Here is a 20,489-nt window from a genome sequence, read left to right on the forward strand (position 1 = left end):
ACTATTCTCCCTCCTTTACAAGCTCGATGGCATCAAATTTACAGAGCTGTTCACACAGCCCGCAGCCCGTGCACATCGTATCATCGATGCGGATCGTACCGTCCGGGTTCTTTGTCATTGCCGGACATCCGGGCTTCATGCACATGCCACACTTTTTGCATTTATCCGCATGGGCGGTATAAAGCGGTTTTTTGCGCTTATCAAGAAGCACGCAGGGCGTCTTTGTGATGATGACAGACACCTCGTCCTTTTCATTTTCCTCTTTGATCGTCTTCTCCAGGAGCGGCAGGTCGAATGCATTGATCTCATACACATTCTTCACGCCGATAGCGCGGCAGAGCGCCTGGATATTGATCGCGTAGGTCGGATCTCCCTGGAGCGTCTTTCCTGTGGCCGCGTGGTCCTGGTGCCCGGTCATTCCTGTGGTTGAGTTATCCATGATGATAACGGTTCCCGTGGCATTGTTGTATACCATATTCATCAGGGAATTCACGCCTGTGTGCATAAATGTGGAATCCCCGATCACTGCCACCCAGTTCTTTATGTAGTCTTTGCCCTTTGCCTTCTCCATCCCGTGCAGGGTGGAGATGCTGGAGCCCATGCACATGGTCGTATCGATCACGCTCAGCGGCGCCACTGCGCCCAGTGTATAGCAGCCGATATCTCCTGCCGCGTGCATTTTGAGCTTGTTCAGCACATAGAATACGCTCCTGTGCGGACATCCCGGACAGAGGATCGGCGGCCTTCCCGGCGCCTTTGCCGGCTCTTTGAGGCCCAGGTCCTGCTTCAGGATCGCTTCTCTGAGCATGTTGGCGCTGTACTCGCCCTGGACAGTGAGGATTTCCTTTCCTGTACACTCGATGCCCCAGGACTTCACCTGCTCCTCGATCACCGGATCGAGTTCCTCTACAATATATAATGTGTCAACCTTTGACGCGAAATCTTCGATCAGTTTTCTCGGAAGCGGGTTCACCATGCCCAGTTTCAGCACGGACGCTTCCGGCATCGCCTCTTTTACATACTGGTACGGGATACCGCTGGTGATGACGCCGATCTTTGTATCGTTCATTTCCACCACATTGATGGGCAGCGTATTGGCAGCTTCCGCCAGTTCCAGGTTGCGCTTCTCGATCTCGATATGGCGGATCTTCGCGTTGCCCGGCATCATGACATTCTTTGTCACATTTTTCTCATAAGGCTTATCCTCCGGCTCCACACGTTCACACAGCTCCACCAGTCCCTGAGAGTGCGCCAGTCTCGTCGTCGTGCGGAAGATGAACGGACGGTCAAATTTCTCGCTCAGCTCAAAAGCAGCCTTAAAGAACTCCTTTGCCTCCGCGCTGTCCGACGGCTCGATCACCGGGATCTGGGCTGCCCTTGCCACCATCCTTGTATCCTGCTCGTTCTGGGAGCTGTACAGTCCCGGATCGTCTGCCACCACGATGACAAGCCCTCCGTTCACTCCCATATAGGATACGGAATACAGCGGGTCAGCCGCCACATTTAGCCCCACATGCTTCATACACGCCATGGAGCGCACTCCGGAAAGGCTCGCGCCTACGGCAACCTCAGTCGCCACTTTCTCATTCGGCGCCCACTCCTCATATACATCGTCCCTGTACTGGACAAGGTATTCACTAATCTCCGTGCTGGGCGTCCCCGGATATGCAGAGGATACTTTTACCCCTGCCTCGTATGCTCCGCGGGCGATCGCTTCGTTGCCCAGCATGATCACTCTTTCTCCCATTTTACAGTCCATCCTTTCGTAAATCTGTCACTCTCTTTGCCTTGCCCTCAAACCGCTTCAGCGAATTCGGGGCTACCAGGCGGATCTGGGTCGCAAGCCCTAACTGTGCCTTCAGGGCTCTCTGGATCCTGGCTTCCAGCTCGCTCAGCTTTCCGTAGCTGTCGAGCAGCCTGTCATCGATCAGCTCTACGGTGATCGTCATGACATCCAGCCTGTTCTTCCTCTCCACGAGGATCTCATAGTGCGGTCCGATCTCTTCGATCTTTAAGAGCACTTCCTCGATCTGGGTCGGGAATACATTGACGCCGCGAATCACGAGCATGTCGTCCGCGCGCCCGGAGATATTCTCGATCCTGCATGTGGTGCGTCCGCATCTGCACGGCTCATACATCAGCCGCGTCAGGTCGCCGGTCCGGTATCTGACCAGGGGCAGGGCTTCCTTGCCGAGGCAGGTCACCACCAGTTCTCCCAGCTCTCCCGGCGGGAGCACTTCTTCTGTCTCCGGGTCAATGACCTCCGGGATGAACCAGTCCTCATTGACATGCATGCCGCACAGCTCCGTACACTCTCCTGCCACACCCGGCCCGCACAGCTCGCTCATGCCGTAGTTCTGGGTGCAGATGAACTGGTCTCCCCAGACCTTGTGCATCTCGTCACGCATGGGCTCGGTCATGCCCTCGCCGCCGAACAGCCCGATGTGGAGCTTTAAGTCTTTCGCCGGGTCGATGCCTCTTTTGCGGATCTCCTCGCCCAGGTGCAGGGCGTAGGACGGTGTGGCCACGAGAAGGGTCACTCCCATATCCTGTAAGAACATGATCTGCTTGTTCGTATTCCCTGAAGACATCGGGATCACGGACGCCCCGATCTTCTCAAGTCCCCCGTGGAGCCCCAGCGCTCCTGTGAATGTGCCGTACCCGAACGAGATCTGCGCCACATCGTCCGCTGTCGCGCCGCCCATACAGGCGATCCTTGCCACATTGTTCAGCCACATATCCAGGTCATTCCTCGTGTACCCCACGACCGTCGGCTTGCCTGTCGTGCCGGAACTTGCATGGTAGCGCACGATTTCCTTTTTGTCCACCGCGAACAGCCCGTCCGGGTAGTTGTCCCTGAAATCCGCCTTGTATGTAAACGGCAGTTTCTTAAGGTCATCCAGTGAGCGGATGTCCTCCGGCTTTATCCCTGCCGCATCCATTTTCTCACGGTAAGGCTTTACTCTGTCATAGATATAGCGGACCGTGCCCTTCAGCTTCGCGAACTGTATGGCTTCGATCTCATCTCTCGGCAGAGTCTCTTCCTTTGCCCATATCATTGTGTATACCTCCTTCAATATGCCGCTTCGCGGCAGAACTGCTACCAGTATACCACATTGCTTTTTCAAGTTAAAGTGCTAAATCAGTTTTTCTTCCCATTCTTTTTCCCTGAATCCGACCAGGACTTTTTCTCCGTCCACAAGGATGGGTCGCTTTACGAGCATACCGTCCGAGGCAAGGAGGGCAAACTGCTCTTCCTCTCCCATATCAGGGAGCCTGTCCTTTAATTTCATCTCTTTATACAGGTTCCCGCTTGTGTTAAAGAAGCGCTTCAGCGGCAGTCCGCTCTTCTGATGCCATTCTTTGAGTTCTTCTGCTGTGGGATTGTCCGTCTTGATATCGCGCAGCTCATACTCCAGTCCTTTCTCCTCCAGCCATTTCTTCGCTTTCATGCATGTGCTGCATTTCGGGTAGCATACAAATAACATGTTTCTTTCCGCCTTTCTTCTTATCTAAAACCATCCATCACTATATTACCACAGAATCTTTGCCGCTTCAGCTTCAATTTGTCCTCTTTTTTGGCCTCTGCTCTCAAATAAATACATTTCAGGCGCCTCTGGCATATTGCGAATTTCTGCTTTTATGTTAGAATAGATACGTCTTAAGATTTTGTCTGGCCGCGCCGGATGCGGCCGTTACATAAGGAGGAATTATCATGCATTGTTTTAGAAAAGTAACTGAGGATCTGTACTGGGTCGGCGGCAGCGACCGGAGACTGGAGCTCTTCGAAAACATCTTCCCTCTCACAAAGGGAGTCTCTTACAATTCCTATCTGCTCCTTGATGAGAAGACTGTTCTCTTTGACTCCGCGGACTATTCCATTGGCCGCCAGTTCCTTGAGAACGTAAAAGCCGTACTGGACGGGCGCGCCCTGGATTATCTCGTAGTGAACCACATGGAGCCGGACCACTGCGCTATGATCGAAGAACTGGTCCTGCGCTATCCGGATATGAAGCTCATCGGGAATGCCAAGACCTTCCCCATGATCAGCCAGTTCTTTGACTTTGACCTGGACGGCAGGACAGTCACCGTAAAGGAAGGGGATACCTTCTCTTCCGGGAAGCACACTCTCCACTTCGTCATGGCTCCCATGGTGCACTGGCCGGAGGCGATGATGACTTATGATGAGACGGACAAAGTCCTCTTCTCCGCTGACGCCTTCGGGACCTTTGGCGCCCTGAACGGCAATATCTTCAACGATGAGCTTGATTTTGACAGGGAGTGGCTGGACGAGGCTCGCCGCTACTATACAAATATCGTCGGCAAATACGGCATGCAGGTGCAGAACGTGCTGAAAAAAGCTTCCGGGCTTGATATCAGCGTCATCTGCCCGCTCCACGGACCGATCTGGCGCACGGACCTGGACTACATCATCGGGAAATATGATATCTGGAGCAGATATGAGCCGGAGGAGAAGGGTGTTATGATCGCCTACGCTTCCATGTACGGGAACACAGAGAACATGGCTGAGATCTTCGCCGCAGCCCTCGCTGAGGCAGGCGTAAAAAATATCAGGATGCACAACATCTCCAAGACCCATGTATCCGAGCTGATCTCCGACAGCTTCAAATACAGCCATATCGTCCTGGCGGCGCCCACTTACAACAATGGCATCTACCCGCTCATGGACAATTACCTGGAGGACATGAAGGCGCTGGCGCTGCAGAACCGCACAGTGGCAGTCCTGGGGAACGGCACCTGGGCTCCCCAGTCCACCAAGCTGATCTCCGCCAAGATCGGCGAGATGAAGAATATGCGTCTCCTGGACGGAGCAGTCACCATCAAATCCGCTGTAAAAGATCCCCAGATGGAAGAAATCACATCTCTGGCAGGACAAATCGCGGAAGAAGTGTTATAATAGCAGTTATCTTACATTGTAATTTACGAAGGAGGAGTTCTTATGAAATTAGTGATCACCATGAGCAGACGTTTCGGAACCGGAGCAAGCATCATCGCAAAAGAACTTTCCGAGCGTCTCGATATCCCTGTATACGACAAGGCGTACATCGAGGAACAGCTTCACGACCACATGTATGAAAGCGAGGCGGAAGCCATCCGCAAACTGGCGGAGAAGCCCTGCATCATCCTCGGGAGATGCGCTTCCGATATCCTTAAGGACAGGATGAATGTACTGAACATCTTCGTATGCGCGGACAAAGAAGACCGCATCCGCCGGATCATGGGCAAGGATAACCTGTCCTATGATGAGGCGAAGGAAAAAGTGGAGAAAACTGACGAGGAGAGAGCCTCCTATTATTATGAGCATACCGGCAAGACATGGGGAGATGTGAATGATTACCACATGATCATGGACACCTCCGAGCTGGGCGTGGAGAACTGCGCGGATATCCTGATGCATTACTTTGAGAAGTGCGAGTATATCTGACCTTTCAGTTTACATTAAGAGATGAAAGAGGGCATCATCAGATCAGATGATACCCTCTTTTTAAATACCTTATTCCATCCTATATCTGTACCAGCCTGTGTTTTTCATAGTCAAAATAAGTGCCGTCCAGCATATTGGCCAGTGTATTCGTCCTCACGATCTCGATCTGATTCTCTCCCTGTCTGACACATTCTTTCGGACAGATCCACTGGTATGGAGTAAAGGCGCGTACCCCCAGAGATTCCCCGTTTAACCTTACTTCCAGGCAGTCCGGACATGTATCGCCGAAATCAAAGGAGAGGATGCTTTCATCCGCCAGCTCCTCCGGGTGGAGCACGATCTTCTGCCTCAGAGTCATTTTCCCGCTGTAATAGGGAAATCCTTTTATATAATGGATGTCAAACAGTGCCTCCTCAGGCCGTACGGTCAGCGTGTGCTCTTCGCTCACTCCGAAATCCCCCAGCAGATACACCGGATCTCTCAGCCCGTCCGACTCTTTATATGCCGTAACCTGTAATTCCAACAGGTTTTTCCCTTGTTTCACACAGGCAGTTATGTCCGCGAGGCGGTTATTTTCGTCATTGATAAAGCGATGGTAAAACTGTTCCCTGTCTACTTTATGTCCGTTGATCTTCATTTCCCAGCTTCCTGTTATCGCCCGTCTGTCCAGCAGGAGTTCTACCTGTTCCGGCATAGCTTCTACCTCAAACGCAGTGCGGTAGGTCAGGGACAGCGGGAAATCCATATGGATATGTTTTGGTGTACCGAAAGTGCTCTCGTACTTATAATCCTCTTTCTCAAGAAGCGGGACCGCCGCTGCCTGTTCGATCAGAGTCATAGGTTCCGTCTGATACCAGTTCTCCCCGTCTCTTGAAACATCAAATTTTGCGAGCCGGAATACATTCTTCCCTGACAGGCTGACCTGAAACGGTTGTTCCGAAGAGATCACTACACGTTTCTTTCCTGCCGGGGATTCAGCCCTTTCTTCAGATTTTTCCTGTGTCTTTTTCTCATCTGTCGGTTTGAAACACAAATACCTGCTCTGATAAGGATGGAATTGCAGTACCCGCTCCTCTTCCAGTTTCCCGGCTTTTTCTGCCGTCCCGCTCTCCATCGAAAGTTCTTCGACCGCAAACACGTTATCCCGGTTGTTCTTAATGACCGCCCGTGCAGATTTTTCCCCTGGTTTACAAGAGAGAGCCAGAGCCTTTCTGTATCCAAACATCCAAGTCTATTATAGCATACTGCCCCAAAAATTGTTTTCTTCCTCTTTTCTGTTTTAATCCGTCTTTTTTGCCATAAAAAATGAGGCTTTCTGCCGATTTCTGATATCAGCAAAAAGCCTTTCATCTATTCTACCTCTTTATTCCGCAGCATCCCCGCTCCCGTCTTCAGCGGCTGCGTCATCTGCTGCCCCGCTGTCAGCAGCAGCGTCTGCTGATCCGTCATCCGCAGTGCTGCCATCATCCGTCGTTCCGTCATCAGACGTTTCTTCCTCAGATGTGATGATCGTCACTCCGGTTTCATCAAAGTCTACTTTCTTCCATACTTTTTCATTGACTTTGATATCAGCTGCATCTCTCCACTCTTCGAGAAGGGAATCATACTGTTCCTGTTTTCTCTGCTCGATGATATTCGTTTTCTCCTGATCCGTGGCCTCTCGGTCGAGCAGGCTGGTCAGCTTCGCCACATAGAGCCCGGAATCCGTCTCCACAACATCCGTCACATCGCCTTCCGCTGCGAGCGTGTCCGCCGCTGCCACAAGATCCTCATTCGGAGTCGTGCTCTCAGAATCAAATGTGGCTGTCTGCACTTCCACACCCAGCTCCCCGGCAACTGCTGCCATATCCTCGCCGCCCTTCACTCTGTCAACGAGAGACTGAGCGGATGTCCTGAGCGTCTCTTTCTCCTCGTCCGTCAGTTCTGTGGAATTGCCGGAATCATCTGTTGAGGTGTAGGAGAAGTACACATAATCCATACTCTTCTGCGCCGCTTCTTCATCAGACACTTCCTCGTCCACGCCCTCTCTCATCTTACTGTCCATCTTATTCTGGATCGTAGAGAGCTCAAGGAATTTCTCAATGTGTTTCTGGTACCCGGAAACAATCTCTTTCGCATCCTCTGTATTATCTTCACTGAATTTTGCCGCCGCGTCTTCGATCGCTTTCTGCTCATCCTCAGACAGGGTAACCTCGTAGTCCGCCGCATGCTGGGAAATGATATACATATTTTCCAGGCTCTCAAGGATGCTGTCTTTCATGGACTCCTCATACGTCTTATCATCCCCTGCGTCCTGGGCCCACATCTCCTCCGCAGTCGTGCCCATCATACCTGCATAATAGGTCTCGTACTGTCCCTGCATCATCCTCGCATAAAAATTCGCCACTCCAAGGGTAATGTCCTCATCCCCCACTGTTGCCACAACAGCCTCTGTATCGATAGAGCCGCTGCATCCTGTCACAGACATTGCCGCAAACACGCCTGCCGCTGTCAGGACCGCCGCCTTTTTCCCAAACTGTACCATAACCAGCCTCCTCTTTTCTCTCTGTTTCCTGCTCCCGCAGTATCCCGGGATGTCAGGGCGGGCATCTTTCGTTCTTTTACCTGTACTTATCCCGCATACACTGATACATTATATCGTGTTTTTATAAAACTAACAAGCCTGAATCACAAAATGTTTACAAACCTGCGCATACACCGTTACCGTTCACAATAACCAGATGCCTACGTATGCAGGGACCGGATATCCTCCAGGATCTTCCGCAGGAGCGCCAGGATATCTTCCCCTTTCTCCTTCCCGCTCCTGCCTGTCTTCCTGTACAGGAAATAAGGCGGTTCCTCCGTCTTAAACACAAGGCTGTTCCTGTATGACTGCAGGAGGGCAGGGATCTTCCGGGGGTCGATCTTCGCCTTCTCATACATGGTGAACTTAAATTCTTCCCCCTTCTGCTCCACCGCGGTGACATAAGCCGAGTGGGCCAGTCCTTTGAGCGCCGCGATATGCAGAAGCTGCTGTACCTTCTTCGGGATATCCCCGAAGCGGTCGATCAGTTCTTCCATCATATCATCCATATCTTCTTCTGTCTCGATGGCAGCGATCCGCTTGTAGACATCCAGTTTCTGGTATTCATTCTTAATATAGGATTCCGGGATATATGCATCGATGTTCAGGTCCACGGACGTGTTGAAGCTCTCTTCCACTTCTCCGCCCTTGAGCTTTGCCACTGCCTCGTTGAGCATCTTGCAGTAGAGGTCATACCCCACTGCCTCCATGTGCCCGCTCTGCGCTTCTCCCAGCAGGTTGCCCGCGCCGCGGATCTCCAGGTCCCGCATGGCGATCTTGATGCCGGATCCCAGGTCGGTAAATTCCCTGATCGCGGCAAGGCGCTTCTCCGCCACTTCTTTTAAGAGCTTATCCCTGCGGTACAGAAGGAAGGCGTACGCCATCCGGTTCGACCGACCCACACGCCCCCTGAGCTGATAGAGCTGGGAGAGCCCGAACCGGTCCGCGTCCTGGATGATCATGGTATTTGCATTGGAGATGTCAAGCCCGGTCTCAATGATCGTGGTAGAGACAAGGACATCGATGTCGCCGTTGATGAAATCATACATGATATCCTCCAGCTCCCGCTCCTTCATCTGTCCGTGGGCAAACGCCACATTTGCCTCAGGCACGAGCTGCTGGATCTTCACCGCCACATCCGCGATATCCGTGACCCGGTTGTACACATAGTACACCTGGCCGCCTCTTGCCAGCTCCCGGGTGACTGCCTCCCGGACCATCTCGTCATTGTACTCCATGACATAAGTCTGGATGGGCATCCGGTCATGGGGCGCCTCCTCCAGGACGCTCATGTCGCGGATCCCGATCAGGCTCATGTGGAGCGTCCTCGGGATGGGGGTGGCTGTCAGGGTGAGCACATCGATATTTTCCTTTAATTTCTTAATCTTCTCTTTGTGAGCCACTCCGAAGCGCTGTTCCTCGTCAATGATCAGAAGCCCCAGGTCCTTAAAGCACACATCCTTTGACAGCACGCGGTGCGTGCCGATGACAATGTCCACCATCCCTTTTTTCAGGTCTTCCACGGTCTTTTTCTGCTGGGCAGCGGTCCGGAACCTGCAGAGCAGGTCGATCCTGACCGGGAAGTCCTTAAGCCTCTGCACAAAGGTATTGTAGTGCTGCTGCGCCAGGATCGTAGTGGGCACAAGGTATACCACCTGCTTGCCCTCCTGGACCGCCTTAAAGGCGGCCCGGATCGCAATCTCTGTCTTGCCGTAGCCCACGTCCCCGCAGATGAGCCGGTCCATGATCTTCGTGCTCTCCATGTCATGTTTCGTATCTTCGATGGCCTGCATCTGGTCTTCTGTCTCCTCAAAGGGGAACATCTCCTCGAATTCCTTCTGCCAGACCGTATCCGGCCCGTAGACAAAGCCTTCCGAGCGCTGGCGCGACGCGTACAGCTTCACCAGATCTTCCGCGACGCTCTGCACGGCCTTCTTCACCTGGCTCTTTGTCTTTCCCCACTGGACAGTCCCCAGCTTGTTGAGCCGGGGCTTTTTCGCATCCGCCCCGGCATACTTCTGGATCAGGTCCATCTGCGCCACCGGGATGTAGAGAACGCCCCCCTCTGCATAGGAGATCTTCATATAATCCTTTACGACCTTATCCACCTCGATCTTCTCGATCCCCTGGTAGACGCCGATCCCGTGGTTTTCATGGACCACATAATCGCCGGGCTTGAGCTCCGCGAAATCCTGGATCTTCTGTCCCTCATACTTCCTGCGCCGCTTTTTCTTTTTCTTCCTTCCGAAGATGTCCGTCTCAGAGATGACCATAAATTTCAGCATGGGGTACTCGTACCCCTCCGCCGCATAGCCGCAGGAAACCATGATCTCCCCCGGCTTTACGGTCCGCTCCATATCATCGCTGTAAAAGCTGCTCAGGTCATAATCCCTTAGATCCTCTGCCAGGCGCTTTGCCCTTGTCCTGGAGGCGGACAGAAGGACAACCCGGTATCCTTCCCGTTTCAGCCGCTTCAGGTCACGGGTCAGGAGTTCAAAGCTGTTGTTGTACGGATTCACTCCTTTGGCCTGGATGCTGTATACCTTCCTTACCCGGAACATCCCGCACCTGGACTCCAGAGTCGTGGTGCCGATGCCGCTGTATCCATTCATCCTGCCGATGATGTCCTTTGTCTGGAACACTCTGAGCCGCTCTTCCTGCGTCTCTTCCATCCCCGCCTCAGCCCGGCTCTCCCGGCTGTGGAAATACTCCTGCTCCACTTCTTCCGCCATCTCCTGGAGGCGCTGCGGCTCATCCAGAAAAAGGAGGCTCTTCTCCTTCGGGAAATACTCCAGGAAAGAGACCGTCTCCAGCCCGTCCGCCCAGTTCTCCGACGCCGGATAGATCGTAACTTCACTTAAATTCTCCACTGAGCGCTGGCTCTCGACGTCAAAGCTGCGGATGGAATCGATCTCATCCCCCCAGAGCTCGATCCGCACGGGCAGCTCCTCAGTCAGAGGGAACACATCCACGATCCCGCCCCTCACGGCGAACTGTCCGGGGCCCTCGATCTGGCTCTCCCGCTCGTATCCCATGGACGCCAGCCGCGCCTCAAACTCTGTCAGGTCGATCGTATCCCCGCCCGCCGCGCAGATCCGCGCCCCGCGGATCTCCCCGGGATGGGGCAGGCCGTCCAGAAAGGCGTCCATGGTCGTGATCACAGTGACAGACTCTCCTTCTTTTTTCTCGATCAGCGCCCTGAGCACCTGCATCCTCTGGTCCGTCAGCACTTTCCCTTTGATATCCGCATAGTAAAAGAGCAGGTCCCTGGCAGGGTACAGGCAGACGTCATCCGTAAACAGCCTGTACTCTTCATACGCCTTCTTCGCCTTTTCCTCACTGGAAAAAGCGATGACCCTGTACTCAAAGCCATCGCCAAGCGCATACATCAGATGGGTCTTCTGGGTATTCGTACACCCTGCCACCTGTATGATGCCGTTTCCTTTTTTCCTGTCACGTAATAGTTCCTGATAATCCGCAAGTTCTGCCAGCGGTTCCAGTAAAGCCTGCATCGTTTTATCTCTTCCCTCTATTCTTTCTTTTTCCGGTTAAATTCATTCATCGCTTCATTCAGCTGTCCGGTCACGATCATCTCCGCCGCCCGGACCGCATTGTCATACCCTTCCTCCATCCGCTCTCTCTCCGCCTTTGAGAAATGCCCGAGCACATAGTCTGCAAGGTCGTATCCTTTCGGCTTTTCTCCCACTCCCACTTTGATCCGCGGGAAAACCTGGGTGCCGAGATGGGCAATGATATTTTTAATCCCGTTGTGGCCGCCCGCGCTCCCTTTGGCGCGGATGCGGAGCTGCCCCACATCCAGGCTGATATCGTCATAGACCACAAGAAGCTCATTCTCCTCATCGATCTTGTAATAATCCACAAGGCTGCGTATGCTCTCCCCGCTCAGATTCATATATGTCTGCGGTTTTGCCAGGAGCACCTTCTGTCCGCCTATGATCCCTTTCCCGATACAGGCTCTGTGTTTCTTTGTGTCCACTGCTATATTGTATTTCTCCGCGATCCGGTCTATTACATCAAAGCCAGCATTGTGCCTTGTGCCCTCATACTGTCTGTCAGGGTTCCCCAGTCCTGCTATGATAAACATTTCTGCAATTCTTCCTTCCTGTCTTTTTCAGCCTGCGGGCTCTCTTCTGCATTTATACGGAATTTATGCCAGCGCCCGCCTCTGCCGCACAAGCTATTTTACAGCATCCTTCCCTGTTTGTCACGCAGAGGCTATGAATATTTTCCTTTTTTCGGTCATACACTTATAAAAAACGGACCGCCGCGGAAGCGGCAGCCGGATCGACCGGGAGGTAACTCTATGAGTTCCAGAACAAAAATCGTTGTCCTGCACATGAAGGAGATCATCTACACTGCCATCTTTGCGGCACTTGGGATCCTGCTCATCATCCTTCTGTTCATCATGTTCCGTCCTGACAGAGACGCAGGCAGCGCGGATACGGGGAAGCAGTATACTCCGGGGATCTATACATCCACACTTACATTAAACAACACAAACCTGGAGGTAGAAGTGGCCGTGGACAGCACGCGGATCAATTCCATCCGCTTCTCCAACCTGGATGAGACCGTGACCACCATGTTCCCGCTCATACAGCCCGCCATAGAAGATATCGCCGAGCAGGTGTATGAGACACAATCCTTAGACGATATCTCCCTGTCTGAAGATGCGCCTTATACATCCCAGATCATACTGGACGCCATAAAAGAAGCCGCAGGAAAAGCCGCAGTCAAATAAACTGCGGCCTTTCTCCGTCCTCTCTGCACATCTTAAGGAAACGGATGCACGGTCATCCTTCCACGATCAGATATTTCCCATCCGGGAGAGGGAACACCTCGGAAGCTTCCTCCAGATCTTCCGGAGTCATTCCATCCACGTCCACTCCCTCTTCCTCAAAATATTCCCTCACCTCTTCCAGGGAATCCGCCACGACTGCCATGCAGTCCTCCAGAAAAGCCTCTGCCTCTTCCAGATTTTCAGCCACCGGTTCGTCAAAAAGCTTTCCCTGGTCTTTCAGAAATGTCTTCAGGCAGATCTCGCTGTAATCACTCATGTACCTTCCTCCTCTCATCGATCATCTTAAGTATCTCCTCCGCAGAGTCCACGATCTTTGCCCGCCCTTCGCCGGCCTTCTCCAGTACTTCCCTTGGGCGGAACCCCCAGGATACGAGCACGGTCTCCATGCCCGCCGCTCTCCCGGTCGCCGCGTCCACCTCAGAATCTCCGATATAGACTGTCTCCCCAGGAGCCGCGCCGAATGCTTCCGCCATAGCCAGGGCTGCCGCCGGGTCCGGCTTTCGCGGCACGCCGTCTCTCTGTCCCCTCACGGTATCGAAAACACCCCTGCCAAAGATCGTCTCCACCACATGTACTGCCTGGCGGTCCGGCTTATTGGACAGGACACCCAGCCTGAGCCCCCTTTCCCTCAGAGCCTTCAAGAGCTCCGGGATCCCCTGATAGGGCGTCACGCGGTAAGTGCAGTTCGCATCAAAGATACGCCCGTAAGCGGCGAACGCCTCGTCAAAACGGCTCAGCGTTTCATCCCCGCCCGCCAGAAGCGTCTTTTCGATCAGCACTTTTGCCCCGTTTCCCACGAACTGCCTGCACTGCTCCTGCGTAATACCGGGGAATCCAATCTCCTTCATCGTCTCATTGACCGAAAATGTCAGGGAATCCAGTGTATCCGTCAAAGTACCGTCCAGGTCAAATATGCATGCTTTATAATCCATTGTACTGCTCTTCCTTTCGTCTGTCTTCTCTTTTGTTGTCTGTTTTCTCTTCCGCATTCTTCTGTGCGGCTTTTCAGATGATAAGATATCTGCGGGCCGGCTTCAGTCCCCGAGGAGATACTTTCTCATGATCTTCAGGGCATTTTTCTCCAGGCGGCTCACCTGCGCCTGGGAGATATTGATCTGCTCCGCCACTTCCATCTGCGTCTTTCCCTCAAAGAACCTCAGGGTAATGATATACCTCTCCCTCTCATTGAGCCTTTCCATGGCTGCTTCCAGGGAGAGCTCTTCCACCCAGTTTTCTTCTTTATTTTTCTTATCGCTCACCTGGTCCATCACGTACAGTGTGTCCCCGCCGTCGCTGTACACAGGCTCGTGCAGGCTGGCCGGCATCTGGATCGCGTCCAGTGCGTAGACCACGTCTTCCTTTGAGATCCCGATCTCATCCGCGATCTCCTGTACCGTAGGTTCCTTCATGTGCTGCCGGATATATCCTTCCTTTGCGTAGATCGCTTTGTACGCGGTATCCCTCAGCGACCTGCTGACCCGCATGGGGCTGTTGTCCCTGAGATATCTCCGGATCTCCCCGATAATCATGGGCACCGCATAGGTGGAAAACTTCACAAGCCTTGTCGGGTCAAAATGATCCACAGCTTTCATCAGCCCGACACAGCCGATCTGGAACAGGTCATCCGCATTCTCACTGCTGCTCTCGAACCGTTTGATCACACTCAGTACCAGCCGGAGATTTCCTTTGATATACTGCTCCCGGGCTTCCTCGTCCCCGGCTTTGATCCTCTCGAAGAGCTCTGCCTTTTCCTCTTCTTTTAAAAGCGGGAGCTTCGATGTATTCACTCCGCAAAGTTCAACCTTGTTCACCATCATCCCAAGAATCCTCCTAAGCATTTTCTACTTAGAATGATTCTCACCCGGGCGGAAAGATATTCCGGGAGCAGGAAAATTTTATAAAGTTTTAGTCCTTGACAAACGCGTCAGCGCGATATCCGGCTCAGTCATCCCACTTATCGGAAAGATTATTGATCTGAGCTTCAAATTTTGCTTTGTCCTTATTGGAGAGTCCTTCATTTCTGTAAATAATGTCCAGCAGCCGCTTTCCTGCCGCCACCAGACGGTCGAATGCATTGTCCGCCCTGCGCTGCGCAGGTTTCTTCGCCTTCACCGGGATCTTCACGCCTTCATTGAGGATCTGGTTCGTCAGAAGATCAGCCTCGCAGCAGGGGTACGGAGCCCATGTACTGTATCCGAATTTCTCTGTGATCGTCTGCGCGAATTCTTCGGTCACGGTGTCCTCGCCGTGGACCACGAACACGCGCTCAACAGGCGTCCGGAAGGCTCCGATCCATTTCAGCAGGCCGTTCATGTCCGCATGCCCGCTGACACCGTGGAGGCTCTCGATCCTGGCGTGTACCTCGATGGGCTCGCCGAAGAGTTTGATATTCTTCTCGCCTTCGAGGAGCCTGCGTCCCAGGGTGCCGTTCGCCTGATATCCCACAAAGAGCACCGTACATTCCGGCCTCCAGAGATTGTGCTTCAGATGATGGCGGATACGCCCTGCATCGCACATTCCCGAGGCGGATATGATCACCTTCGGCTTTTCGATAAAATTGATCATCTTTGAGTCATCACTTGTGGTCGATGTATGAAGCCCCGGGAATACCAGGGGATTCACTCCCGAATTGACCAGCGCCATGGCCTCCTCGTCAAAGCAGTCCCTCATGTTCATGGTAAATACCTTTGTCGCCTCAATGGCAAGCGGGCTGTCCAGGTATACATCAAAATCCGCATATTCCGGGAGCAGGTTCTTTTCCTTGATCTCACGGATAAAATACAGCATTTCCTGGGTCCTGCCCACTGCGAACGACGGGATTACCACATTTCCGCCCCGGTCGAACGTCTCTTTGATGATCCTCGTAAACTCACCGATATAGTCCGGCTTCTCCGCTGTGTGGATCCGGTTGCCATAAGTAGACTCCACCACCACATAGTCTGCCGCGTCCGTATAGGTCGGATCCTTGATGATGGGCTGGTCCAGATTTCCCACATCCCCGGAAAATACGATCTTCTTTGTGACTCCATCCTCTTCCGCCCAGACCTCGATGCTTGCCGACCCGAGCAGATGTCCCACATCCGTAAACCGGATCTGGATCCCGTCGCAGATCGTGATCCTCTCCCCGTACTGGCACGGCACGAGCAGCTCGATGGCATCCAGGGCGTCCTGCATCACATACACCGGCTCGTACTCCGGCTGTCCGGCCCTCTTTCCTTTCCGGTTCCGCCACTCCGCCTCAAATTCCTGGATGTGCGCGCTGTCACGCAGCATAATGTTGCACAGGTCCACAGTCGCAAACGTGGCGAAGATCTGTCCCTTAAACCCTTCCTTCGCAAGCCTTGGCAGCATCCCCGAGTGGTCGATGTGCGCGTGGGTAAGGAACACATAGTCCACATCCTTCGCCGGGATCGGCAGCCCCGGATTCTCATACAGATCCGGTCCCTGCTCCATACCGCAGTCGATCAGGATATTTTTCCCCGCCGCCTGGAGAAAATGACAGCTTCCCGTAACTTCATGGGCAGCTCCGATAAAAGTAAGCTTCATAGTCTCACCCGCCCTTTTCACTTTTCTTCTATTGTACCATCCTTTTTCAAAAGATACAGCTCTTTCTTCCCAAAAGATTCAATCTGTATTTGTGGGGGAGCCGTTCTGTCGGCGAAACGTCCGAAAACCGTCGATATAATTTAAGACGTTTTCGCGGCGGGCAGGGATATGGCTCAGGTTCCGGTTCCGTAATCCGGGAAAGACATAAAAAGAATGGGATACGGCTAAGGACAATTTCAAAGCGGAAGATTCGCCTGCGGCTCAGGCATCCGCTTTGAAATTAACGCCGCATCCCATTCTTTTAAGTCTTTCCATCAGATTACTCCAAGTCACCGTCGCCATATCCCTGCCCGCCGCGAAAGAAGCATCAAAGGGGACCGGTTTTCGTCCGATATACTCAACCACAGGCTCCCCCACAAATACACATTTTCCTATCTTTCTTCCCGGAAGTAGTTGAGTCCGCAGCTCTTTGGCTGAGCGTGCTCCCTGCTCTGCCTCATGCTTGTGATCACGAGCACGAGGATCGTTGCGATATACGGGAACATATCGTAGATCTGCGCCGGAAGCCCGGGGATGTTGACATACATGCGCATGATCGTCAGCCCGCCGAAGATCAGCGCTACGATCATCCCCCTTGCCGGGCTCCATGTCGCAAAGATAACGAGCGCCACCGCGAGCCATCCGTAACCGCTGACGCAGTCGTGTACCCACACGCCGGAAGTAGTCACCATACTCATGTACATACCGCCGATCCCGCAGATACCGCCTCCGATGACCGTTGCCAGGTACTTGTAAAGCGTCGTATTGATCCCGGCCGCATCCGCGGTCGCCGGATCCTCGCCTACCGCCCGCAGGTTCAGTCCCACACGGGAGCGGTTAAAGAACCAAGCCATGACCACAGCCACGATGATGGCAAAATATACAAGCCAGTTATACTCAAAGAGGAGCGGTCCGATCACTGGGATATCGGAAAGTCCCGGGATATGCAGGCCGGAGAACGCTTTTTTTGTCGTCTCTGAGACTGCAACATACCCGCCGGCTTTCTGGCCGATGTACTCGCCGAAGAAATTCCCGAAGCCCGTGCCGAAGATGGTCAGCGTCAGTCCGGTCACATTCTGGTTCGCCCTCAGGGTGATGGTCAGGAAGCTGTAGATCAGCGCCCCGCCCGCGCCTGCCAGGAAGGAAGTCAGGAGAGCGATCGCCGCTGAGAGGACTCCGTTCGGATTTCCTCTCGCGCTGATCACTGCCTGCTCATAATAATAGGAGCCGGCAAGCCCTGTGATGGCGCCCATGAACATCATACCTTCCACGCCGAGGTTTAAGTTTCCCGACTTCTCGGTCAGGATCTCTCCAAGCGCTCCGAGCAGAAGAGGCGTCCCCGCCAGCACTGCCGCGATAAACAGACCATTTAATGTATTAAGCATGATGCTCCTCCTTTCCTCTTCCGATCAGCCTGTATGAGATAAAGAACTCACATCCAAGCATAAAGAACAAAATGATGCCGATGAGCAGATCCGACGCGGACGCAGGGATCTTAAACTGTGTCTGGATCGCATTGGATCCTCTCTCCAGCATCGCGATGAACACGGATACCACCAGCATGCCGTATGGATTCATCTTCGCCAGCCATGCCACAGTGATCGCAGTGAAGCCCACTCCGCCTGCAGTCCCCTCTGTGATCGTATAGTCAGAGCCCGCGAACTGGAGCATACCGACCAGGCCGCAGAGCGCTCCGGATATGAACATTGTTCTCCGGAAAACCTTCCCCACATTGATCCCGGCATAGCGGGCAGTGTTATTGCTCTCGCCGACCACAGCGATCTCATAGCCCTGCTTTGTCTTATTAAAATAGATATAAGCCGCAACGACAAGGATCAGGGCCAGGATCCAGCCCCAGTGCACACCCAGTACCTTTGTAAGCCTCGCCCCCGGCACCAGCATCGCGATCTTCGGATAGCTGCTGCCCGGCGCTTTCCAAGGGCCGTTCATCAGGTACTTGATAAACGCAAGGGCGATATAATTGAGCATCAGGGTAAACAGAGTCTCATTCGTCCCCCATTTCGCCTTGCACACAGCCGGAAGGAGCCCGTACAGGCCTCCCGCTACAATGGCTGCCAGCATCATGAGAAGGACCAGCGGGAGCTTCGGGAAAATGTGGGCGGTAAAGAGCCCGAACGCTCCTGCCGCGACTGCTCCCACAAGGATCTGTCCCTCGCCGCCGATATTCCAGAATTTCATCTTAAAAGCGAACGAGATGCCGATAGCTGTGATCAGCAGGGGGATCGCGATCTTCACCGTCTCGTAGATCACGGTCTTTGATCCCCAGGCTCCTTTTACCATGGAAACATATACTGAGACCGGGTTGTGCCCAAGCATCAGGATCACGATCCCGCCTGTCACAAGCGAGAGGAGAAATGCCGCCGCGCGGATCCCCCAGGATTTCCGGCTGGATACCGCATCTCTCCTGACCATTCTCAGAAGAGGCTCTTTTGCCTGTGCTGTATGTGTATGCGCGCTCATGCTGTCACCTCCTTGTCCTTATCACCGGCATTGCCCCCGGAAGCCTGTGCTCCCTCTGCGTGGATCATCATCAGTCCGATATCCTCTTTCGTCACTTTCCGCGGATCCACGATGCCGCTCACCTTCCCGCCGCACATGACCATGATGCGGTCGGAAAGCTGCATGAGCACATCCAGATCCTCTCCGATAAAGATGACTGCAACGCCTTTTTTCTTCTGTTCATTGAGCAGGTCATAGATCCGGTAGGAGGAGTTGATATCCAGTCCTCGCACCGGATAAGCCACGATCAGCACGGACGGCTGACATGCGATTTCCCTTCCCAGAAGGACCTTCTGCACATTTCCTCCGGAAAGCCTGCCCACAGGGGTATCCACCCCGGGAGTCACGATCTCCAGCTCTTCGATCAGCTTTTCCGCCAGCTCCCTGGGAGCCTTGCGGTCTACAAAAATACCTTTATTTGACTTGTAACTCCGCAGCATCACATTGTCCGTCATGTCCATTCCCGCCACAAGTCCCATGCCGAGCCTGTCCTCCGGGACGAATGCCATGGAGATCCCCTTCTTTACGATCTCATCCGGCTTCAGTCCGAGGATACGCTCCTGCACTGGTACGCCGTCATGCTCTCCCGAATAGAGCACAGAGCCTCCGATCGAAGGATACAGCCCGGCGATCGTCTCGCACAGTTCCCTCTGGCCGCTTCCCGCGATGCCTGCGATGCCCAGGATCTCACCGCCGTAAGCCTCAAAAGATACATTGTCCAGCGCCTTCACCCCGTCTCCGTTCAGACAGGTCAGATCGATCACCTGGAGCCGTTTCTCTCCGCGCTCCACCTGAGGCCTGTCGATCTCCAGGCTGATCGGACGCCCGACCATCATCTCCGTGAGCTGTGCCCGGTCTGTCTCCGCTGTGTTGACCACACCGATATACTCTCCTTTTCGGAGGATCGCCACCCGGTCAGAGATCGCCAGCACTTCGTTGAGCTTATGGGTGATGATGATGATCGATTTCCCGTCCTTTTTCATATTCCGCAGCACGGTAAAGAGGCGTTCCGTCTCCTGCGGGGTCAGCACTGCCGTAGGCTCGTCCAGGATCAGGATATCCGCTCCTTTATAGAGCACCTTTAAGATCTCCACTGTCTGCTTTTCTGAGACAGACATATTGTAGACCTTTTTGGAAGGATCCAGGTCAAATCCGTATTTCTGCGCCAGTTCCCCTACCTTTTTATTGATCTCCCTGCGGTTTACGGTCACTTTTCCGTCCAGTCCCAGCACGATATTTTCCGCTGCTGTCAGGACGTCCACCAGTTTAAAGTGCTGGTGGATCATCCCGATCCCCAGAGCAAAGGAATCTTTCGGCGAACGGATCGTCACCTCTTTCCCCTTCACATAGATCTCTCCGTGGTCCGGGAAATAGATCCCTGACAGCATGTTCATCAGCGTCGTCTTCCCGCTTCCGTTTTCCCCGAGGAGAGCAAGGATCTCTCCTGTCCTCAGTTCAAGGTTGACGTCTTTGTTCGCGGTCACTTTCCCGAACGTCTTTGTCACATGATGCATTTTTACCGCATACTCAGCTCCCACACTCAAGCTCTCATCCTC

General features: G+C 53.5%; 18 protein-coding genes. 3 read left to right on the forward strand and 15 right to left on the reverse strand.

From position 1 onward, the window contains the following. Window position 1: 1 nt before the first annotated feature. The 3 genes from iorA to B5G27_RS01950 form a co-directional block, all read right to left on the reverse strand. Window positions 2-1,747, reverse strand: a complete 1,746-nt coding sequence (gene iorA / locus B5G27_RS01940; protein ID WP_087177296.1) for an indolepyruvate ferredoxin oxidoreductase subunit alpha — start codon at window positions 1,745-1,747, stop codon at window positions 2-4. 1 nt (window position 1,748) lies between these two features. Beyond that, complete coding sequence (locus B5G27_RS01945; RefSeq protein WP_087177297.1) at window positions 1,749-3,059, reverse strand: phenylacetate--CoA ligase family protein; 1,311 nt, start codon at window positions 3,057-3,059, stop codon at window positions 1,749-1,751. A gap of 78 nt (window positions 3,060-3,137) precedes the next feature. Next, complete coding sequence (locus B5G27_RS01950; protein ID WP_087177298.1) at window positions 3,138-3,488, reverse strand: arsenate reductase family protein; 351 nt, start codon at window positions 3,486-3,488, stop codon at window positions 3,138-3,140. 227 nt (window positions 3,489-3,715) lie between these two features. On the opposite strand from B5G27_RS01950, the gene B5G27_RS01955 reads away from it, so the two are divergent. Further along, the gene (locus tag B5G27_RS01955) at window positions 3,716-4,918 is read left to right on the forward strand and encodes an FprA family A-type flavoprotein (RefSeq protein ID WP_087177299.1); all 1,203 of its coding nucleotides are present in this window, start codon (window positions 3,716-3,718) and stop codon (window positions 4,916-4,918) included. Between the two features lie 42 nt (window positions 4,919-4,960). Next, a complete protein-coding gene (locus tag B5G27_RS01960) occupies window positions 4,961-5,446 on the forward strand; it encodes a cytidylate kinase-like family protein (protein ID WP_087177300.1) in 486 nt (161 codons plus the stop codon). A 79-nt stretch (window positions 5,447-5,525) separates the two neighbouring features. On the opposite strand, the gene B5G27_RS01965 is transcribed toward B5G27_RS01960, so the two are convergent. From B5G27_RS01965 to pth, 4 genes are all read right to left on the reverse strand, one after another. Next, window positions 5,526-6,671: a hypothetical protein gene (locus B5G27_RS01965; RefSeq protein ID WP_087177301.1), complete on the reverse strand. Its 1,146-nt coding sequence runs from the start codon at window positions 6,669-6,671 to the stop codon at window positions 5,526-5,528. 138 nt (window positions 6,672-6,809) lie between these two features. Then, window positions 6,810-7,970, reverse strand: coding sequence for a peptidyl-prolyl cis-trans isomerase (locus tag B5G27_RS01970; protein WP_087177302.1), 1,161 nt, complete (start codon window positions 7,968-7,970; stop codon window positions 6,810-6,812). A 200-nt stretch (window positions 7,971-8,170) separates the two neighbouring features. Further along, window positions 8,171-11,521 (reverse strand): transcription-repair coupling factor, encoded by a 3,351-nt coding sequence (gene mfd, locus B5G27_RS01975; protein WP_087177303.1) that lies wholly within the window; start codon window positions 11,519-11,521, stop codon window positions 8,171-8,173. A gap of 17 nt (window positions 11,522-11,538) precedes the next feature. After that, the gene (gene pth, locus B5G27_RS01980; protein ID WP_087177304.1) at window positions 11,539-12,114 is read right to left on the reverse strand and encodes an aminoacyl-tRNA hydrolase; all 576 of its coding nucleotides are present in this window, start codon (window positions 12,112-12,114) and stop codon (window positions 11,539-11,541) included. Between the two features lie 219 nt (window positions 12,115-12,333). Here pth and B5G27_RS01985 point away from each other — a divergent pair, with 219 nt between their 5' ends. Beyond that, a complete protein-coding gene (locus B5G27_RS01985) occupies window positions 12,334-12,768 on the forward strand; it encodes a hypothetical protein (RefSeq protein WP_087177305.1) in 435 nt (144 codons plus the stop codon). Between the two features lie 52 nt (window positions 12,769-12,820). Here the strand turns inward: B5G27_RS01985 and B5G27_RS01990 are convergent, their stop codons facing one another. From B5G27_RS01990 to B5G27_RS02020, 8 genes are all read right to left on the reverse strand, one after another. Continuing rightward, complete coding sequence (locus B5G27_RS01990) at window positions 12,821-13,084, reverse strand: glyoxalase (RefSeq protein ID WP_087177306.1); 264 nt, start codon at window positions 13,082-13,084, stop codon at window positions 12,821-12,823. Continuing rightward, window positions 13,077-13,760 (reverse strand): HAD family hydrolase, encoded by a 684-nt coding sequence (locus B5G27_RS01995; RefSeq protein ID WP_087177720.1) that lies wholly within the window; start codon window positions 13,758-13,760, stop codon window positions 13,077-13,079. Before B5G27_RS01995 ends, B5G27_RS01990 begins: the two co-directional genes overlap by 8 nt. 102 nt (window positions 13,761-13,862) lie before the next feature. Further along, the gene (gene sigG, locus B5G27_RS02000) at window positions 13,863-14,645 is read right to left on the reverse strand and encodes an RNA polymerase sporulation sigma factor SigG (protein WP_087177307.1); all 783 of its coding nucleotides are present in this window, start codon (window positions 14,643-14,645) and stop codon (window positions 13,863-13,865) included. A gap of 124 nt (window positions 14,646-14,769) precedes the next feature. Further along, on the reverse strand, window positions 14,770-16,374 hold the full coding sequence (locus tag B5G27_RS02005) for an MBL fold metallo-hydrolase RNA specificity domain-containing protein (RefSeq protein ID WP_087177308.1): 1,605 nt from the start codon (window positions 16,372-16,374) through the stop codon (window positions 14,770-14,772). Between the two features lie 261 nt (window positions 16,375-16,635). After that, on the reverse strand, window positions 16,636-16,779 hold the full coding sequence (locus tag B5G27_RS15905) for a hypothetical protein (protein ID WP_162611166.1): 144 nt from the start codon (window positions 16,777-16,779) through the stop codon (window positions 16,636-16,638). Between the two features lie 26 nt (window positions 16,780-16,805). Continuing rightward, complete coding sequence (locus B5G27_RS02010; protein ID WP_087177309.1) at window positions 16,806-17,798, reverse strand: ABC transporter permease; 993 nt, start codon at window positions 17,796-17,798, stop codon at window positions 16,806-16,808. Next, window positions 17,791-18,894 (reverse strand): ABC transporter permease, encoded by a 1,104-nt coding sequence (locus tag B5G27_RS02015; protein ID WP_087177310.1) that lies wholly within the window; start codon window positions 18,892-18,894, stop codon window positions 17,791-17,793. Before B5G27_RS02015 ends, B5G27_RS02010 begins: the two co-directional genes overlap by 8 nt. Further along, window positions 18,891-20,471: an ABC transporter ATP-binding protein gene (locus B5G27_RS02020; RefSeq protein WP_330398972.1), complete on the reverse strand. Its 1,581-nt coding sequence runs from the start codon at window positions 20,469-20,471 to the stop codon at window positions 18,891-18,893. Before B5G27_RS02020 ends, B5G27_RS02015 begins: the two co-directional genes overlap by 4 nt. Window positions 20,472-20,489 lie beyond the last annotated feature (18 nt).

The sequence above is a fragment of the Lachnoclostridium sp. An76 genome, assembly GCF_002161355.1.
Taxonomy (GTDB): Bacteria; Bacillota; Clostridia; order Lachnospirales; family Lachnospiraceae; genus Mediterraneibacter; species Mediterraneibacter caccavium.

Excerpts from the sequence above, each read along its gene's own strand:
- B5G27_RS01990 (WP_087177306.1), bottom strand. The coding sequence starts at position 13,084 with ATGAGTGATTACAGCGAGATCTGCCTGAAGACATTTCTGAAAGACCAG.
- B5G27_RS01960 (WP_087177300.1), top strand. The coding sequence starts at position 4,961 with ATGAAATTAGTGATCACCATGAGCAGACGTTTCGGAACCGGAGCAAGC.
- B5G27_RS01950 (WP_087177298.1), bottom strand. The coding sequence starts at position 3,488 with ATGTTATTTGTATGCTACCCGAAATGCAGCACATGCATGAAAGCGAAG.
- B5G27_RS01985 (WP_087177305.1), top strand. The coding sequence starts at position 12,334 with ATGAGTTCCAGAACAAAAATCGTTGTCCTGCACATGAAGGAGATCATC.
- B5G27_RS01995 (WP_087177720.1), bottom strand. The coding sequence starts at position 13,760 with ATGGATTATAAAGCATGCATATTTGACCTGGACGGTACTTTGACGGAT.
- B5G27_RS01945 (WP_087177297.1), bottom strand. The coding sequence starts at position 3,059 with ATGATATGGGCAAAGGAAGAGACTCTGCCGAGAGATGAGATCGAAGCC.
- B5G27_RS01955 (WP_087177299.1), top strand. The coding sequence starts at position 3,716 with ATGCATTGTTTTAGAAAAGTAACTGAGGATCTGTACTGGGTCGGCGGC.
- B5G27_RS02010 (WP_087177309.1), bottom strand. The coding sequence starts at position 17,798 with ATGCTTAATACATTAAATGGTCTGTTTATCGCGGCAGTGCTGGCGGGG.
- iorA (WP_087177296.1), bottom strand. The coding sequence starts at position 1,747 with ATGGGAGAAAGAGTGATCATGCTGGGCAACGAAGCGATCGCCCGCGGA.
- B5G27_RS01970 (WP_087177302.1), bottom strand. The coding sequence starts at position 7,970 with ATGGTACAGTTTGGGAAAAAGGCGGCGGTCCTGACAGCGGCAGGCGTG.
- B5G27_RS01965 (WP_087177301.1), bottom strand. The coding sequence starts at position 6,671 with ATGTTTGGATACAGAAAGGCTCTGGCTCTCTCTTGTAAACCAGGGGAA.
- B5G27_RS02005 (WP_087177308.1), bottom strand. The coding sequence starts at position 16,374 with ATGAAGCTTACTTTTATCGGAGCTGCCCATGAAGTTACGGGAAGCTGT.
- pth (WP_087177304.1), bottom strand. The coding sequence starts at position 12,114 with ATGTTTATCATAGCAGGACTGGGGAACCCTGACAGACAGTATGAGGGC.
- B5G27_RS02015 (WP_087177310.1), bottom strand. The coding sequence starts at position 18,894 with ATGAGCGCGCATACACATACAGCACAGGCAAAAGAGCCTCTTCTGAGA.
- sigG (WP_087177307.1), bottom strand. The coding sequence starts at position 14,645 with ATGATGGTGAACAAGGTTGAACTTTGCGGAGTGAATACATCGAAGCTC.
- mfd (WP_087177303.1), bottom strand. The coding sequence starts at position 11,521 with ATGCAGGCTTTACTGGAACCGCTGGCAGAACTTGCGGATTATCAGGAA.